This is a genomic window from Dawidia cretensis (assembly GCF_018598175.1).
Classification (GTDB): Bacteria; Bacteroidota; Bacteroidia; order Cytophagales; family Cyclobacteriaceae; genus Ohtaekwangia; species Ohtaekwangia cretensis.
Window position 1 is genome coordinate 47,593 of record NZ_JAHESE010000037.1, and the last position, 16,793, is coordinate 64,385.

The 16,793-nt window shown below is 52.4% G+C and carries 15 protein-coding genes; 8 read left to right on the top strand and 7 right to left on the bottom strand.

Annotated features, from left to right (window positions below; translation table 11 throughout):
* From KK062_RS25460 to KK062_RS25490, 7 genes are read left to right on the top strand one after another with little or no spacing between them, the layout of a single operon-like run.
* Nucleotides 1–447 carry a phosphatidylglycerophosphatase A family protein gene (locus tag KK062_RS25460; protein ID WP_254087197.1) on the top strand — a complete coding sequence of 149 codons (447 nt, stop codon included), beginning with the start codon at nt 1–3 and terminating at the stop codon, nt 445–447.
* Nucleotides 448–452: 5 nt separating this feature from the next.
* Nucleotides 453–824: a GtrA family protein gene (locus KK062_RS25465; protein WP_254087198.1), complete on the top strand. Its 372-nt coding sequence runs from the start codon at nt 453–455 to the stop codon at nt 822–824.
* An 8-nt stretch (nt 825–832) separates the two neighbouring features.
* Nucleotides 833–3,376: a DUF5686 and carboxypeptidase-like regulatory domain-containing protein gene (locus tag KK062_RS25470; RefSeq protein WP_254087199.1), complete on the top strand. Its 2,544-nt coding sequence runs from the start codon at nt 833–835 to the stop codon at nt 3,374–3,376.
* Nucleotides 3,377–3,418: 42 nt separating this feature from the next.
* A complete protein-coding gene (locus KK062_RS25475) occupies nt 3,419–4,126 on the top strand; it encodes a CDP-alcohol phosphatidyltransferase family protein (RefSeq protein ID WP_254087200.1) in 708 nt (235 codons plus the stop codon).
* A gap of 19 nt (nt 4,127–4,145) precedes the next feature.
* Nucleotides 4,146–4,691: a DUF4833 domain-containing protein gene (locus tag KK062_RS25480; protein ID WP_254087201.1), complete on the top strand. Its 546-nt coding sequence runs from the start codon at nt 4,146–4,148 to the stop codon at nt 4,689–4,691.
* 4 nt (nt 4,692–4,695) lie between these two features.
* Nucleotides 4,696–5,313 (top strand): sterol desaturase family protein, encoded by a 618-nt coding sequence (locus tag KK062_RS25485; protein WP_254087202.1) that lies wholly within the window; start codon nt 4,696–4,698, stop codon nt 5,311–5,313.
* A complete protein-coding gene (locus KK062_RS25490) occupies nt 5,303–6,256 on the top strand; it encodes a phosphatase PAP2 family protein (RefSeq protein WP_254087203.1) in 954 nt (317 codons plus the stop codon). Before KK062_RS25485 ends, KK062_RS25490 begins: the two co-directional genes overlap by 11 nt.
* Nucleotides 6,257–6,382: 126 nt before the next feature.
* On the opposite strand, the gene KK062_RS25495 is transcribed toward KK062_RS25490, so the two are convergent.
* Nucleotides 6,383–6,985, bottom strand: coding sequence for a TetR/AcrR family transcriptional regulator (locus KK062_RS25495; RefSeq protein ID WP_254087204.1), 603 nt, complete (start codon nt 6,983–6,985; stop codon nt 6,383–6,385).
* 419 nt (nt 6,986–7,404) lie between these two features.
* Here KK062_RS25495 and KK062_RS25500 point away from each other — a divergent pair, with 419 nt between their 5' ends.
* On the top strand, nt 7,405–9,873 hold the full coding sequence (locus KK062_RS25500) for a transglycosylase domain-containing protein (RefSeq protein ID WP_254087205.1): 2,469 nt from the start codon (nt 7,405–7,407) through the stop codon (nt 9,871–9,873).
* A 58-nt stretch (nt 9,874–9,931) separates the two neighbouring features.
* Here the strand turns inward: KK062_RS25500 and KK062_RS25505 are convergent, their stop codons facing one another.
* The 6 genes from KK062_RS25505 to KK062_RS25530 form a co-directional block, all read right to left on the bottom strand.
* The gene (locus KK062_RS25505) at nt 9,932–10,396 is read right to left on the bottom strand and encodes a peroxiredoxin (RefSeq protein WP_254087206.1); all 465 of its coding nucleotides are present in this window, start codon (nt 10,394–10,396) and stop codon (nt 9,932–9,934) included.
* A gap of 111 nt (nt 10,397–10,507) precedes the next feature.
* Nucleotides 10,508–11,311: a DUF4097 family beta strand repeat-containing protein gene (locus KK062_RS25510; RefSeq protein WP_254087207.1), complete on the bottom strand. Its 804-nt coding sequence runs from the start codon at nt 11,309–11,311 to the stop codon at nt 10,508–10,510.
* Nucleotides 11,312–11,355: 44 nt separating this feature from the next.
* On the bottom strand, nt 11,356–12,231 hold the full coding sequence (locus tag KK062_RS25515) for a DUF4097 family beta strand repeat-containing protein (protein ID WP_254087208.1): 876 nt from the start codon (nt 12,229–12,231) through the stop codon (nt 11,356–11,358).
* Between the two features lie 30 nt (nt 12,232–12,261).
* Nucleotides 12,262–13,050, bottom strand: coding sequence for a HEAT repeat domain-containing protein (locus tag KK062_RS25520; protein WP_254087209.1), 789 nt, complete (start codon nt 13,048–13,050; stop codon nt 12,262–12,264).
* A gap of 16 nt (nt 13,051–13,066) precedes the next feature.
* Complete coding sequence (locus KK062_RS25525) at nt 13,067–13,594, bottom strand: RNA polymerase sigma factor (RefSeq protein WP_254087210.1); 528 nt, start codon at nt 13,592–13,594, stop codon at nt 13,067–13,069.
* Between the two features lie 561 nt (nt 13,595–14,155).
* A partial coding sequence (locus tag KK062_RS25530; RefSeq protein WP_254087211.1) for a ligand-binding sensor domain-containing protein occupies nt 14,156–16,793 on the bottom strand: 2,638 nt, incomplete at its 5' end.

Genomic DNA, 16,793 nt, shown 5'->3' on the forward strand with positions numbered 1-16,793 from the left:
ATGCATCGGATCATTGCTACAGGACTCAGCATAGGCTATATCGGCAGGGGCGGCGGCACAGTAGCCGCTGCTGCCTGCTGTCTTGGCTGGTACCTGGCATTTTCCGGTGGTGTAGATCCGCTTGTAGCCTTGCTGGTCACGGTCATTATTACCGACCTGGGCGTGTGGGCTGCCGACCGGGTCGAGCCCCTGTGGGGAGAAGATAGCCCGCGGGTTGTGATAGACGAGATTGCAGGCATGTGCATCAGTTTGCTGTTCCTGCCGGTCACACTGGCCACCGTGCTGGTGGGGTTTGTATTGTTCCGGTTCTTCGACATTGCCAAACCGCTCTACATACGCCGGGCGGAAGGCATTCCGGGGGGCTGGGGGGTAATGGCCGACGACCTGCTCGCCGGTCTGTATACCAACGTTATGCTGCAGGTTGCCGTACAGCTTTTTTCCTTCTGACGACCATGTTCACCTTTGTCAAGTCACAAGCTGCTTCGCTCATTGCCACCTGCGCCGATTTCGGCGCCACGATTCTACTCGTGCAGGTGTTTGGTGTGTGGTACGGTCTGGGCAGCGTGTCGGGCAATGTCGTGGGGGCAGCCGTGCATTTTACGGTGAGTCGTCATTGGGTTTTTGCCGCCACGCACGTGCCGCATGGCCACCAGCTGTGGCGCTATGGTGTCGTATGGTTGGGCTATATCGGACTAAGCTTTGCGTTGCTGATCGGCGTAACGCACTATGTGGAGATGAATTATGTTGTGGCCAAGATGGGGGTAGCGATCGTGTTAAGTGTCAGCTATAACTACGTGTTGCAGAAAAGATTTGTATTTAAATAGATGTTTGCGTGAGAGCGGTTGTTTACGGAATATGGGTATTCATCGGGTTATGGGTTGGCGCCTGGCAGGCGTCCGGGCAGACCATTGTGCGCGGTGTCGTCACCGACGCCGATACAAAAGAGCCCTTGCCGTTTGTTAATATAGTTTTTAAAGGAACGACCATTGGCAGCACGACCGACATCGACGGGCGTTACACCGTCACCACAAACACCACTAACGAAGAGCTTCACTTTTCCTTTCTGGGCTATAAAACCGTCATCCGCAAGGTAAAGGTCGGCGAGACCCAGGACCTAAACGTACGGCTTACCGCCGACGCCCAAGTGCTGGAGGAAGTGACTGTCACAACCCAGGGCCGGGAGCGTTATCGCAATAAAAACAATCCCGCCGTAGACCTCGTGCGCGAAATGATCGAGCACAAAGAGCAGAATCGTATGACGCACTACGACAACGTCGAGTACGAACAGTACGAAAAACTGCAAATGTCGCTCAGCAACCTGTCTGATAAATTCAAAGAACGCAAACTGTTCCGCAAGTATAAGTGGATGTTCGAGAACGTCGACACCACCACTATAAAAGGCAAAGCGTTGTTGCCGATCTACCTGCAGGAGAACCTGACGGATAAATACTACCAACGCTCTCCCGAACATAACAAGTCGGTCGTCAAAGCCCACCAGAAAGTGAGCTTCGATGATTACGTCGACAACGCAGGCATGAGCACCTACCTCAATTACCTGTACAACGACATCGACATCTACGAAAATAACATCACGCTGCTGACAAACCAGTTCCTCAGTCCCATTGCCAACAGCGCGCCGACGTTCTATAAATTTTACATCACAGACACGCTGAAAGACGTGACACCCAAGCTCGTCGAACTGTCGTTCGCACCGCGCGATGCCGGCGGTTTCCTGTTCCAGGGCCGGCTTTACGTCACGCTCGACAGCAATTATGCTGTGCAACGGGTAGACATGACCGTAAACAAGAACATTAACCTCAACTGGGTACGCGAGCTGTTTATCAATCAGGAATTCGAGCAAATGGAAGATGGCAAGTTCCAGGTGGTAAAGAGCCGCATGCGCGCCGACTTTGGTATCACGCAGGGGCGTGGCGGTCTGTACGGCGAACGCGTGGTGTCCTATAAAAACTTCGTTATTAACCAGCCGCGTCCGCCTGACTTCTTCGAGGGTGAGAAACAACAGCAAGAGAAAGAAGCCGAAGGACATACCGATGAATATTGGCTTGCCAACCGGCACGACTCGCTCAGCCACGCCGAGTCGAAAGTGTACCAGAATATCGACAGCCTGCAAAAAGTACCCTCGTTCCGTCGTACGATGGACATTGCCACGCTATTGCTGGCGGGGTATAAGAGCTTCGGCTGGTGGGAGCTCGGTCCCGTCAATACATTCTATAGCTTCAACCCCGTAGAAGGCTTCCGCCTGCGGGTAGGAGGGCGGACTACACCTAAGTTCAACGAGCGCCTGTATTTCGAGACGTACGGTGCTTATGGTTTTAAAGACGAAAAGTGGAAGTACTTCCTCAGTGCCACGTACTCGTTCACGGGTAAATCCATCTGGCAGTTCCCTGTGCGAACGCTGCGGGTCAGCTACCAGCACGACATGAAGATCCCCGGGCAGGAGCTGCAGTTTATTCAGGAAGACAACTTCCTCCTTTCATTCAAACGAGGTGTAAACGACAAGTGGCTGTACAACGACATCTGGGTCCTCGACTACCTGCACGAGTTTGATAATCATATTTCATACCGTGTGGGCTTTAAGAATTGGAGACAAACTCCTGCCGGCGGCCTGCGGTATGAGCGCAATACCGACGACGAGTTGCAGCCCGTGCCCAATGTTATCACGTCCGAGATCAACCTGGAATTCCGCTGGGCGCCCGGCGAACAATTTTACCAGGGCAAGCTCTATCGCATTCCCATTCCCAACCGCTACCCCATCCTCACAGCCCGTTTTATAGGCGGTATAAAGAACTTATTCAACAGCCAGTACAATTATCAGAATGTGGCCTTGAACGTCTACAAACGCGTATACCTGTCGCAGTTTGGCTACACAGACATGGTGCTGGAAGGCGGCTATATCTTCGGCAAAGTGCCGTTCCCGCTGCTGGCCATCCACCGCGCCAACCAAACATACTCGTATCAATTACAGTCCTACAACCTGATGAACTTCCTGGAGTTTGTCAGCGACAAATACGTGAGCTTGAGCTTCGATCACTACTTCAACGGGTTTATCTTCAATAAGATCCCGCTGCTGAAAAAGCTAAAGTGGCGCGAGGTGGCGACCTTCAAAGTTCTGTATGGCAGCATACGCCGCGAGAACGATCCGCGCCATAACGCGGAGGCCTTCGCCTTCCCGGTAAACGACCAGGGTGTGGAGACGACGTATTCCCTGCAGCCCGAGCCGTACATGGAAGCCAGCGTCGGTATCGCGAACATTTTTAAGCTGATCCGGGTTGACGTAGTGAAGCGTCTTTCGTACCTGGATCACCCCGAAGTATCGCAGTGGGGCCTTCGTGCACGCTTTAAATTTGATTTCTGACCTATGAACAGTGTTATAGAAAAACCTTTAAACAATCGGGCTATGGAAAAAACGCCCTTGCGCATCGTATTGCAGCAGATCATTTACAAAGTCATCAATCCCTTTGTAAAACTCCTGATCAAGATTGGGTTCACACCCAATGCCGTGACCACTACGGGTCTCATATTAAACATCGGGGTGGCCGTGATCTTTGTAATAGGGGTGGAAGAAGGTAACCGTGGCGATCTGACCTACGTCGGCTGGGCGGGCGCGCTCGTGTTATTCGCGGGGCTGTTTGACATGCTCGACGGGCAGGTGGCGCGTCTTGGCAACATGAGCTCCAAATTCGGTGCATTATACGACTCGGTGCTCGACCGCTACAGCGAGCTGGTCATGTTCCTGGGTATTTGTTATTACCTCATCGGGCATCATTATTTCCTCAGTTCCTTATTCGCGTTTATTGCGTTGATCGGTTCTATGATGGTAAGTTATGTACGCGCACGGGCAGAAGGCCTGGGCATCGATTGTAAAGGTGGCCTGATGCAACGACCGGAACGTGTGGTGACCATCGGCGTGTCGGCCCTGGCTTGTGGTATTACCGCGCACTACCTCGGTGGCGATTACAAGCTCTTTATACCGGGTATCCCGTTCCAGGTATTTGAGACAATCTCCGTCTTTACCATACCGCTCACGGTCATGGCCGTATTAACCAACATCACCGCCATCAACCGCCTGCGCGAGTCAAAAAAAGAATTGGAAAAACAACCCTGATCAACGAACTATGACGTTCATGCTGCACTTCCTCGTTTGGTTGATGACCGGTTTCTCCACCGGCCATGCTGGAGCGGAACAACCCTGTGTATGCAAAGGGCAGGAGACATTTCCCGTGCCGCCGGCCAATAAGGCTACCCTGTTTTATATTCAGCGTACGCCCAATACCAACACCATCCTGTATGATGTAAAGTTGGAGAAGGGTATGCCCGACGAGGAGGACCCGGTGCATGCTTATTGGATCCGCTATCAGGAAGAAGGACAACAAGAGGACCTGTCGTTCATTCAGCGCAACTACGCCTATGGGCTGAAGAGCAAAAAGCTTTCGGCGGACAAATACGAGCTACGGTTTGTTTCCTATAAAAAGCTGCCGTTCTACCTGGTAAAGGCAGCCGACAACCAGTTCCACGTGCTGGCGACCATCAACGGCCGCAACATTCATGTGTCGCGTGTATTCTTACAGATCGAAGGCGGCAGCTTCTGGCTTCCGAATATAGTATGTGCCGAAGTGAAGGGAACGGACCCCGTGACGGGGCAGGAGGTGATCCAGAATTTTAAACCGTAGTGTTATGAAGAAGAACTTTATTTCAAACAGTACAGAATCGATCCGAATCTTCAGAAGTGGATTCCTGGAGAGCCTTTCAAAGGTACACTACAGCGTGCCGCTGATCCTCTTCATTCCCATCATAACCTATTTTATGTATAGGGCATTGGCCGTCACGTACACAAACTTGCTCACGTTTATCGCCAGCTGTGTCCTGGGCCTGCTGGCATGGACGCTGACGGAGTATATCATGCACCGGTTCGTATTTCACTTCGAGCCCAAATCGGCCGTCGGAAAAAGACTGCACTTCCTGTTCCACGGTGTGCACCACGATTATCCGAACGACGCCAAGCGCCTGGTATTGCCGCCTTCCATGAGCATTCCACTGGCCACCGGTTTTTACTTTCTCTTTCATGCACTGCTTCCCGTGGCCTACATGGATGGATTCTTTGCCACCTTTCTGGCCGGCTACCTGGTGTACGACATATCGCATTATGCATTACACCACAGTAATTTCAACAACCGCTTCTGGAAAAAGCTGAAACACCACCACATGCAGCATCACTACGCCGATCCCACAAAAGGCTATGGCGTAAGCTCAGCCTTGTGGGACAAGATATTCCGTTCCGACTTTGAAAAATAGTTTAGACTTGCCCATACTTCCGGTAACCCGCTGGATCTCGTGGCGCGACGTGCTCGTGGCCGCCGTCGTGTCCGTATCATACCTGGCGCTATCGGCATTGCTGATCGGCTTTAAAACCGATCAGCTGTTCCTCGTGTTGATATTCGACACATTGTACCTGGCATCGCGCATCACGCGCAAATTTATCCTCGGTTTTTCGGTCTTTATCGTCTTCTGGATTCTGTACGACTACATGAAGGCGTTTCCCAACTACGTCTATAACGCCGTACACATACAAGACCTGTACGAAGTGGAACGTGGCATCTTCGGCATAGCGCAAGATGGCAAGCTCGTCACACCCAACGAATACTTTCAGGTCCATAGCGCCGCCTGGGTAGACGTGCTCACGGGTTTCTTTTACCTGTGCTGGATTCCTGTACCACTGGGTTTCGCAGCCTATATGTTTTTTAAAGACCGCAGCCGCTTTCTGCAATTCCTGCTCACGTTCCTGCTGGTAAACTTGTTGGGCTTCGTCGTGTATTATCTCTATCCTGCAGCGCCCCCGTGGTATGTAGCGCTCCACGGCTTTGATTTCATCGCGGGCACACCCGGCAATACCGCCGGCTTGATCCGGTTCGATCAGTTCTTTGGTGTAACGATCTTCCAGTCTCTTTATCAAAAGGGCTCTAACGTCTTCGCTGCCATGCCTTCGTTACACTCGGCCTATCCGCTGGTCGTGTGGTATACTGCCTGGAAAGCCCGTCTGCGCTGGGGCACTGTAGCCTTTGGCATCATCACCGTTGGCATCTGGTTTGCCGCGGTCTATACCAGTCATCATTATATACTCGACGTCCTCGCCGGCATCATAACAGCCGCCGCAGGCATCACCCTGTTTGGTTTCCTCATGAAAAATCAAACTGGCTTCCGCCGCTTCGTAGAGCAGTATACGCAACTGATTTCATAACGTAAACAATACGTGCACCTGGCGTGAGGTACTGTCGTAAAAAGCAAAACGTCGGACTAAAATTGCTGGTGGTTTCTATAGCCTAATCCGACGCACGTACGAGTCCCGTTTGTAGTAGGAGGGATACTAATTCTTAATCCCGTGGCACAGAAGGTGCAGAATAAAATCGAGCCGATCGCCCATTTTTTTGATGCGGCAGTCTTCCAGCGTTGCCAGCTCAATTCCTCTTGAAGCACTCAACATAATATAGCTCATGCTATCCAGATCGTCATCGCTAACTTTTTTAAACTCGCCTTCGGCCACGCCAAAAGCCAGGATGTTTTTCAGCAGCTCGAGCTCCTGCGCTTCATAATCCTTTTTGAGCTTTTTAATCAACTGGGGATTCTCGGAAATCTCACCAAAAACCACGCTATTCAGGGTGGCCTTTTGCGCCAGTATCTTGAGCTTGGTGAGACTGAACGTTTTGAGCTTCTCTTCGGCGGTGCCGGCTTTGTTGACGGCGATTTGCACCTGGCTCATCACCTCTTCCATATCTTCCTTGATCACGGCGTCAAAGATCTCGTCCTTGCTGGCGTAATAATAGTATAACGTACTTTTGCCTTTCCCCGTCGCTTTCGCGATGTCTTCCATCGTGGTCTTAAAAAGACCAAAACGCTGGAATAGACCGCGCGCCGCAGTGACTACCTCTGCGCGAATCTGCTCATCTTTCGTTTGCGTTATGGGGGGCATTGCTCTTTTGGACTATTTCCGTTTTTCATTCTAAAAATAGCTTTTTCCCAGGGGCTTACCTAACGCAGCCCGCGTTTTTTCTTTCATGTGATCTTTTTGCCGGAAGGAAGGAAAAAAAACGTGTTATAGGTGTCTCGTGTACGTGTGCAAAGATGATAGTATACATCTTCCCTACATGGTTATGGCGGTGTGTGATGCAGAACATTCGTGCGTGTAATGTTCACAACCCGGCGTTTATACGCGGAATGGTTCGCCCAATGGTTTAGGGGTGTACGCAGCGCTGGGGCAGGTACGCCGCAAGGCGGTCATGATTGGCCCGATTTTATTACATCATCCCTTTTTGGGGCTTTTGTTCCATAATTTCCAGGGTGTTAACTTACCGCGTGTGAGGGGTCTATTATTGTTCTATGCAAGAATTTTTGAAGAGAATTAAACGGCAGGTTCGTTTCGGTTATGTTTGGGCGTATCGCAAAGCCCGCCCCCTGGTGCAGTATCTGGCCCTGTGCTATGCCCAGGTGCGGGAATATTACCGTACGCACCCCAAAGCCCGCAAATGGACCATTGCCGGCCTGATCGTCGGTGGCCCGCCGCTCTTGCTCCTCTTGGTCGTATGGATCGAAGTGCCCGGCAAACGCGCCCTGCGCAACATCCAGAACCAGGTCGCCTCTGAGGTCTACAGCGCCGACAGCGTATTGCTAGGCCGCTATTACCTGCAAGACCGCACCGAAATACGCTTTGACGATATTGCCCCCGTCGTGGTAGACGCGCTGATCGCCACGGAAGACGTGCGCTTTTACGAGCACGGTGGCGTCGACTACGAAAGCCTGGGCCGTGTGCTCGTCAAGTCAATCCTCTTACAAGAGGAGTCCGCCGGTGGTGGCAGTACCCTGTCGCAACAGCTCTCCAAGAATTTATATCCGCGCAAGCGGTATTGGGTATTGTCCATGTTGATCAACAAAATGCGTGAGTCGATTACCGCCCAGCGCCTGGAAGATCTGTATACCAAAAAGGAATTGATCCGGCTGTACCTCAATACCATTCCGTTCGGTGACCAATGCTTTGGTATTGAAGCCGCCGCCAAACGATTCTTTTCCGTACGCGCAAAAGAGCTGACCGCCGACCAGGCCGCCGTGCTCGTCGGCATGCTCAAGGCAACGCACAACTACAACCCGCGCTTGTTCCCCGAGCGGTCGCGCACCCGGCGCAATGTCGTGCTAGCGCAAATGCAGAAATATAAACGCTTTCCCAAAGAGACGCTGGATTCATTGCAAGCCTTGCCGCTGGAATTGAAATACAACATGGTGTCGCACCACCAGGGCCTGGCGCCATACTTCCGCGAATACCTCAAAGGCGAGCTGCTGGAGTGGTGCCGCAACAACACACGCCCCGATGGATCACCTTACAATCTATATACCGACGGCCTGAAGATCTATACTACGCTCGACTCGCACTTGCAAGAGTACGCTGAGAATGCCGTAGCGCGGCAGATGAAGGAGGTGCAAAAACAATTCACCGACCACTGGCGCAAAGAAAACCCGTGGCAGGGGCATGAAGAAGTAATTCAGGATGCCATCCGCCGCAGCTCGCGTTACAAAGCGCTGGCAGAAAAAGGCATGTCGGAAGAAGAGGTCCTCGATGAGCTACAAAAGCCGATGCCCATGCGTATGTTCTCGTGGGACGGCGAGAAGGTAGTGAAGATGAGTCCCATCGACTCGATCAAACACCACATCCAGTTCCTCAACGCGGGCTTCCTGGCCATCGAGCCAAAGACAGGCCGCGTACGCGCCTGGGTAGGGGGCATCGAACACGACTTTTTTCAGTACGACCACGTCAAAGTATCGACCAAACGGCAAGTGGGGTCAATCTTTAAACCGATTGTATATGCCACGGCCATCGAGCGCGGCGCACAGCCGTGCGACCTGGTCTCTGCAGCACAGGAAACATACATCGACAAAGAGGGAGATAAGTGGACGCCCCGCAACATGCAGAACGACTACCAGGTGAAATATACCATGCGTGGTGCGCTGGCCTACTCCATCAACACCGTTGCGGTAAAGATGATCCAGCAAGCCGGTGTACTCAACACCATGGAGACCGCCCGCAACATGGGCATCACCAGCGAGTTGCCCGACGTGCCTTCCATTGCCCTTGGCTCTTCCTCTATCTCGCTCATGGAAATGGTCACGGCCTATTCCTGCTTCGCCAACAACGGCATGGCAGTGCATCCATATTATATCACCGGCGTGCGCGACCGGAGTGGCAACACTTACACCGACTTCAAACCGGCGGAGAAAAGCAAGCGAGTGCTCAAACCCGAGACAGCCGAGCTCATTGTGGGCCTGCTGCGCACTGTCGTGCACGAAGGTACAGCCTCACGGCTACGGTGGAAGTACGCAGCGCATAACAACGACGTAGCCGGCAAAACGGGTACCACCCAGGCCAATGCCGACGGCTGGTTCATGGGCATGACACCCGAGCTGGTTATGGGCTCGTGGGTAGGAGCGGACGACCCGCGCATCCACTTCCGAAGCACCGAGCTGGGCCAAGGCTCAAACACAGCCTTGCCCATGGTGGGTTATTTCCTGCAACAGGTAAACGAAGACTCCGAGTTTAAGACCATATCCAAAGCCACCTTCCCGACACCGTCGCGTGCAGCCCAGCAAAAGTTGTCGTGCGACCTGTATGAGCTGGACGACACGCTGTGGGGAAAGTTGGAGCAGATGACGTTTAAGCAGGACTCCATACGCGCAGCCGACACGCTCAACCCGGCGCCCAAAGAAAGCTACATGGAAAAGCTCTATAAGCGCAAGTTGAAAATGCGTCAAGCCAGCCAGGCCCGCGACAGTGCCGCGCTACGTACCCTCGAGATCGAAGACAGCGGCGGATAGGAAAACAGCGTGAGTGTGAGAGCGAAGAAAACCAGAATGAGTGTGCTCGCTCTCAGGCTCACATTCGCACTGTTTTTGTAACCTCCTCCACCATCGCCTTAATATGCCTGCGCGAGGAGAAAATATTCTCATACACCGCCATGACGTTCTGGTCTTTATCCAGCAGATACGTCGTACGCTTCGTAAACTGCGGCACAAACGGCAGCTGTGTCTGATACAACGCACAGACCTTGCCGCCATCATCCGATAGCAAGTCGAATGGCAACCCCAACGTCTTCTTAAATCGCTCATGGCTCTGAATCGAGTCGCGGCTGATGCCGTACAAAGCAATCTTTAATTCCAGGAAAACCTCAAACGTATCGCGAAAGCTACAGGCCTCGTTGGTACAGCCCATGGAGAAGTCCTTGGGATAAAAATACAGAATGCAAGGCTTGCCTTTCATAGCCTGGTAGAGAGAAAAGTCCCGGCCAGACGTGGAAGGGAGCATAAAGTCAGGGGCCTTTTGGCCGACGGGGAGTGGCATATAGTTAGTATTGATCGTTATCACAACATACGAAATAGCCTATAAAACGGATCTCATCTCCCATCGCTTTTACGCGCCACAGGAGATGAGTGAACCAATTACCCGGTCGAGTTATTTCTTACGGATATAAATGTCGCCATTATAGTTACGCATCGTAAACTCCGGCCCCCCGCCATTAATGTCACAACGTTTCCACTCATCCACAATTACCTTATAGACCCCAGACTGGTTATCTTTCTTCTGCACCGGCCCACTGCTTTTGAACTCCACATCAAAGTTCGTCAGGATCTCGCCCTGGTCCGTCTTAACCTTCATACTTCCCTTCAGTGCCGCCGGAAACGTAATGTCTATATCGCCGTTGTACGTGGTAAACGACATCGGCGCGCCGTCGGAGATCTTGTCAAAGGTTATTTTGATCTCGCCGTTATACGTCGTAGCAATGGCAGAGCCGGCGACATTTAGCGCAGTAATCGGTCCGTTGTAATTCGTGAGCTCCAGCTCACCCTGAATATTGTTAACAATCAGGTCGCCGTCGTTATACGTGTGCAGGTCCAGGTCGCAGCCGCTGGGTACTTCGATCGTGATGTTTTGTTTGTGACTCCACGAGTCGGACTGTACTTTTACCTGGTTGTTCGTTTCGGTGGCCTCGATGCTGGTGCCGCCGCCGCCAATGCGGCGCATGCCGTCGGCATTCTTGCGGCCGTCACCTTCCTCGCTTTCACTGCTATATTTTACCAGCACATCCTTTCGGGCGGTGCCCTTCACCGTAATCGAGCCGTAGTTGATGTGTACCCTGAGCTTGCTGCGTTTGCCGGGATCGCTCAACGGTATTGTGAACTCGTTTTGAGCCTGCGCCAGCAGACTGATTGTAAGCGTAAAGAGGGTGAGTGCGAAAATCTGGATATACTTTTTCATAGTCGTCAAGTCAAAAGAGAATACTATTGTATCGTGTGGGTGTGTTACTGTTCTTTGATATAAACGTTGCCGTTAAAGGTTTCAAAGGCTAGCAGGGAGCCGCCGGCGCCGATCTTGTAAAAGTTGTCACCGACTTTAAACTTCATACCGTCCTTGCGTTCCACTTGCTGCACCGCAGCCGGCAAGGCCTCGATCTTGTCGATGTTGGTATACAGCTCGCCGTTGAAGCTCTCAAAGCTCATGTTGGCCGCCAGCCCCTTCTGAAAGTTTGCACGGATGTCTCCATTGAGTGTATAAAAACGACATTCGCGACTGGGGTTTCGGGCGTAGGTAATGTCTACGTTGCCGTTGATCGTGTGGGCACGCGCTTCGCTGGTAAGGTTCAATAATTTTATACCGCCGTTGATGTTATTGGCGGCTGAGGCAGCCTGCATGTTTTCAATGACAATATCGCCGTTGTTGATCGTGCTCACGGACACGTGCACATTGGCCGGCACCCGCAGTACAAAATCGAGCTGGTACTCGTAGTGTTCGTGGCACTCGCGGCATTGGCTGTAGCCCCACTGACCCGATGTAGACCGATGGTTGCCCGTGTTGCGTCCGTAGCCGCTGCAGGTACCTTCGGTATATAGTACGAGCGTATCCACGTCGTTTATAATTCCCAGCTGAATCTTTTTCTTGCCTTCTTCCAGCCGCTCCGCCGTCTTGGCGCGGATGGATTTGGTCACCGCCACGAGCACCTTGTCGCCCGTGTACGCCTCGACGTGTATCGAGCCGTTGATGTTGTCGATCACCACGGTATTGGCGGCGCTTTTCTTTTCAAACGCCAGCTCGCGTGTAATCTTTTCTGTAAAGGACTGGGCCCGGAGCATCGTGCCGGCCAGCAGCAGGATGAGCGAACCCATCAGTATTTTTTTCATAGTGATTTTTCGTTTGAGTGAGGGTATCGATCAGATCAATACCTGAATGGTCTCTTCGATTTTCTTTTTGACATCGCCCGGAGTTTTGTCGCTGTCGAGAAGCTTTTGCAGCTCTTTCACCGACGATTTTGCCTGGATAGACTGCATCAGCTCAGCCAGTGCCACCTGCACCAGCGGTGATTCTTGTTGAGCAATAGCATGGATCAGCGCTTCGCGTACCGTAGGCTGCACGGCATAATTCCGTAAAGCGTCGAGCGCGGCCAGGCGTACGTTTACATTGTTGTCGGTGTTGAGCGTTTGCAGCAATGCCTGCGTTACCGTTTGGCTGGCCTGGTCCATCTCCTGGGTCAGGCTGACTGCTTTCAGCCGCTCGGCGGCCGACTCCTTCTGCAACAGGGTGAGCATCATCGTCTCGCGCAGGGTTGTCACCTCCTGGCTAAGCGCGGCAAGCTGGTCGGCCGGAACCGGTCCCGCAGGCGGCGTCCGCAAGAAGTACCCCGCCGCCATTCCGGCGACCAGTACCGCCACCGTAAACGCCAGGCGTGGCCACAACCAAGCCCACGTAAAGGTGCCGGAACCCGCGGGCCGATGACTACGCTTTTCATCCGCCAGCATGCGGTAGAATGTGTCGTCCAGGTTCAGGGAGGGTGTCGGTGCAGGTAGTTGGTCAAGGGCCTCCTGCCACGGGCGCAGGGTCTCGAGGTCCTCCAAACCAACGGCACCACTTTCCAACAACCCTTCCAGTTGCTGCTTCTCCGCAGGTGTCGCGGTGCCGGCATTATACCGCAAAAGCAATTCGTCTATTTCCGCTCGTGTCATACTTGTCAATACTTAATCAATAACGCGCCTCCAGTTTCTGATATACCTCCTTCAACTCTTGAAGCGCGCGAAACACTTTAACTTTTACCGTCCCTTCCGTACAACCCAGGATTTCGCCGATCTCTTTATACTTCTTCTCCTGAAATTTGCTCAACAGCAGCACCTCGCGTTTGTCCTCGGACAGCTGTTCCAGGGCCCTGGAAAGCAGCTCATTTTCCTCGCGCTGTTGCCACTCGGCAGACCGGTTGTCGCCGTCTTCCAAACGATCCTGCCAGGCCTCCAGCGGATCGTCCTTCTTCAGCTTGTTTTTCCGGTAGTGGTCATGGCTCACATTGCGCGCGATGTGAAACATCCAGCTGCGAAAGTCGCCGTCGCCACGAAAGCGTGTGCGATACTTCAGGATCCGGTAAAACACGGTCTGCACCAAGTCCTCACTGAGGTCCTGGTCCCTGTTGAGATGATAAAAGAAACCATACAAAGGCTTCTTATACCGCTCGAATAGCAGGCTCATCTTGTCAAGATCGCCGTCCCTGACCTTAAGCATCAGGGCATTGTCGGTTAAAGCATTCAATCCGGATAAAGCGTTTTCTAATAAGGATAACCCACCCTCACCTCAATGGTTACACAGGCAGGGTGAAGTTTCTTAAAATTCCATAAAAAACACCGAAATGACGAAGTAGAAAGCATCTGGCGGTAAAAGACGGATGGCCAAAAAAACACGGCACCTGGCGAGTCTTAGCCCCGTCTCGGGGCGGGGACTTGTGCCATGGAGTGTTTTTTTTGATAATCACGTGTTAGTCACCTGTTGAATCAGTTTTAACAAGTTGTTTTGAAATAAATTTCGTTGGTTTGAAAATATGGAATTTGGAGTTCCAAAGAGGTCGGAAGGAGTTGCGTAATGAGGCGGAGCCGGGACGAAAAAAAGGCATTCTTCGCCGGGGATCCTTCGAGTCTGCGACAGGGTTCCTCCATAGATGTTCCACGGATGAACCACGGATGATCTATGCTATATAGGAGTAGAACATCCCCAGGCCAGGCCTGAAAACAGGGAGTCAGGAGAACAGATTAAATTGGCATTATAAGGCCAGATTAACGACAGTCCCCCCTAAAAATTCAAAATAAAATCCTGCAAGTTCTGATTCCTATCCAACAACAACTTCTTCCGCAACCTGTACCGACTAATCTCCACCCCCCGGACAGAGATATTGAGCAACTGCGCAATCTCCTTCGTAGAAAGGTTCATCCGTAAATAAGCACTCAACTTGATCTCCTGTGGACTTAACCCCGGAAACGCTCCCTTAAACCGCGTCGTAAAATCTCCGTGCACGCGATCGAAGTGAAACTGAAAATGCTCCCAGTCACTATCTGCCGAAATATTCTGCTCGATATCGCGCGTAATCTGCGCCAGCTCCTTCTTCACATCATCCTGCGGATTCTTCTTAATAATAGAGGTCAGGTTACTCTTAATCGAAGTAATAAACTCATTCTTATTAAGCAAGTGCATCGTCGCCGTCCCCAGCTCATTATTCATATGCTGCAGTTCCGATTCCAGCTTCTCGTGCTGCAAGCGGTTGATCTCTTCCTGGGACTGGCGCGAGAGCTTGACCAGCTCGTTATCGCGGGCATTCAATTCCTTCTCCTGTTCCAACACCATGCGTTGTTGCTCGCGTTGATATTTGCCATCAAGCACATGAAAGGCCGCGAACAGCAACGCTAACACCGACAGTCCATAGATCGAATACGCCCATACCGACCGGTACCACGGCGGACTGATCACAAATGTATATAGGGCCTCCCGGCTCACCTCTCCGTTCACGTTACGCGCCCGCACATGAAAAGTATAACTACCCTCTTTTAGATTGGTATATTCCTTCTGTGTTTTGTTACTCCACTCAGACCAATCCTTTTCAAAGTCCTCCAGGTAAACCTGAAAGACAAGATTTGCATTGCCCTCGTACGCTGTAGCAGCATACGTGAAATGCAGCGCATTACTGCGATAGGGGAGCTCGGGCCACCAGTCCCTTTGCTGCTGATCGGAGATCGAATCGTGCACGCTGTGGTTGCCATAAAAAAGAACCGAGTCTCCACGTGCAGTCGTAGCCGAAACCTGGCGGATCAGTGTTTGAAAGACCGGCGCCTTCACCGGCTTCATCGTCGGGTCATAATGGATAAAACCATCCTTGGCGCCAAACAACACTTCGTTGTTACGAAGAATGGCAATGTTCACCAGGTCGTCGTTGAGATACTTGCGGATTTTACGAAAGAGATTCTCTTCCAGCGTATACTCGCCCAACGAATTCTTGCGGAAGACGCCAATGTGATCACGGCTCACAAAATACATATTGCCGAGCGCATCTTCGCGTACAAACCACAGTTGGTCGGTACTGCCCAGCCGTTTGGAAAAGAAGTCATCCGGTACAAACCGGTCCGTGCTTGCATCAAAGCGATACACGCCGCTGGTACTCGTAAACAATAGCTCGTTGCGTACATTGTATACGTTGATGAGCAGGTTTGAAGGAAAGCCTTTGTCCGCACCGTAAAAGGCCACGCGGCGGATGCTGTCCAGGGTAGGAGAGAAGGTAATCCGATAGGCGCCTTTATACCCGTGCGTCACCCATAAGTCGCCGGAAGGGTCTTCGGCCATGATGCGCGACGACTCGCCAAAGCCCGCGAGCTTCTTTCGCCACGACCATTGTCCATTTTTGCGGTCGTACACTTGCAGGCCCGCATATACCCCTTCGATCAACATCGTGGGATGATCTTTCATACCCAGAAACACCCACGATCCCGGTTCATACGAAAGCCGGGTACAGGCATCGCCGCCAATGCGCATAGCCCCATTGTGGTGGCCTGCGAGCAGCTCCCCACCGTATTCACCTAAATGATATACCTGGCCGCGGGAGTTTTTTACCAACCGGAAACTGCCTCCCTTTTGGGACTCGCGCTGGTAAACGCCTGTACTCGTGCCGGCATACAGCGTATTGTCCTGCAGGTACGCCGCGTAGCCCGAGCCGGGCAGGCCGGTTTGATTGTTGATGAGGGTGAAGGGTGAACCGAGCTCGACATAGGCCAGTCCGTTGTTCTGGCCGATCCAAAGGTTGCTCAGGTCGTCTTCATAAATGCTAAGCACCGTCGGATTTTCAATACCGCGCCCCGTCGTAAGTTGCATGATCAGGTCGCCGTTCGGGTCCAGCACCAGCAAGCCGTTGTTCTGGGTGCCGACGGCAAAGTTGCCATTGCGCAGCCGGATCATGCAGTTGACAATCGACTCTTTCAGGAATGCCTGCAACGGCGCGTTCCAGGCTGTGACGATGCCGTCCGCCAGGCGATAAATGCCGTGCTGAAAGGTCGTGACCAGCACCTGGTTGTCATGTAGGGGCAGGACAGCGGCCACGCTCTTGTCGTGGAAGAACTCGCCACCCTTTACCACCCGGATGCGGGTGTTTTCCAGGATGCCCAGGCCAATGTCCGGCTGATTGACATAGAGCTGCCGATTGAGAAGATAAGAATGGTCTATCCCTGCCCGTGTGGCAGGGCGTATGACCTGAAAAGTCTTTTGGTCATAGCAGTAGATGTTGGAGAACGTGCAGAAGTAGACTTTCTCTTTGTCCAGGTACACGCTCCAGGCTTCGTCAAAGTTGCGATGCTCCGGCGCCAGGCTGTCCGCCAGCGAGGTGTACACCAGCTCACCCTGTTGGTTGGGAAAGAAAAAGCCGAAGTCACCTTGCCCCCCCACATAGATC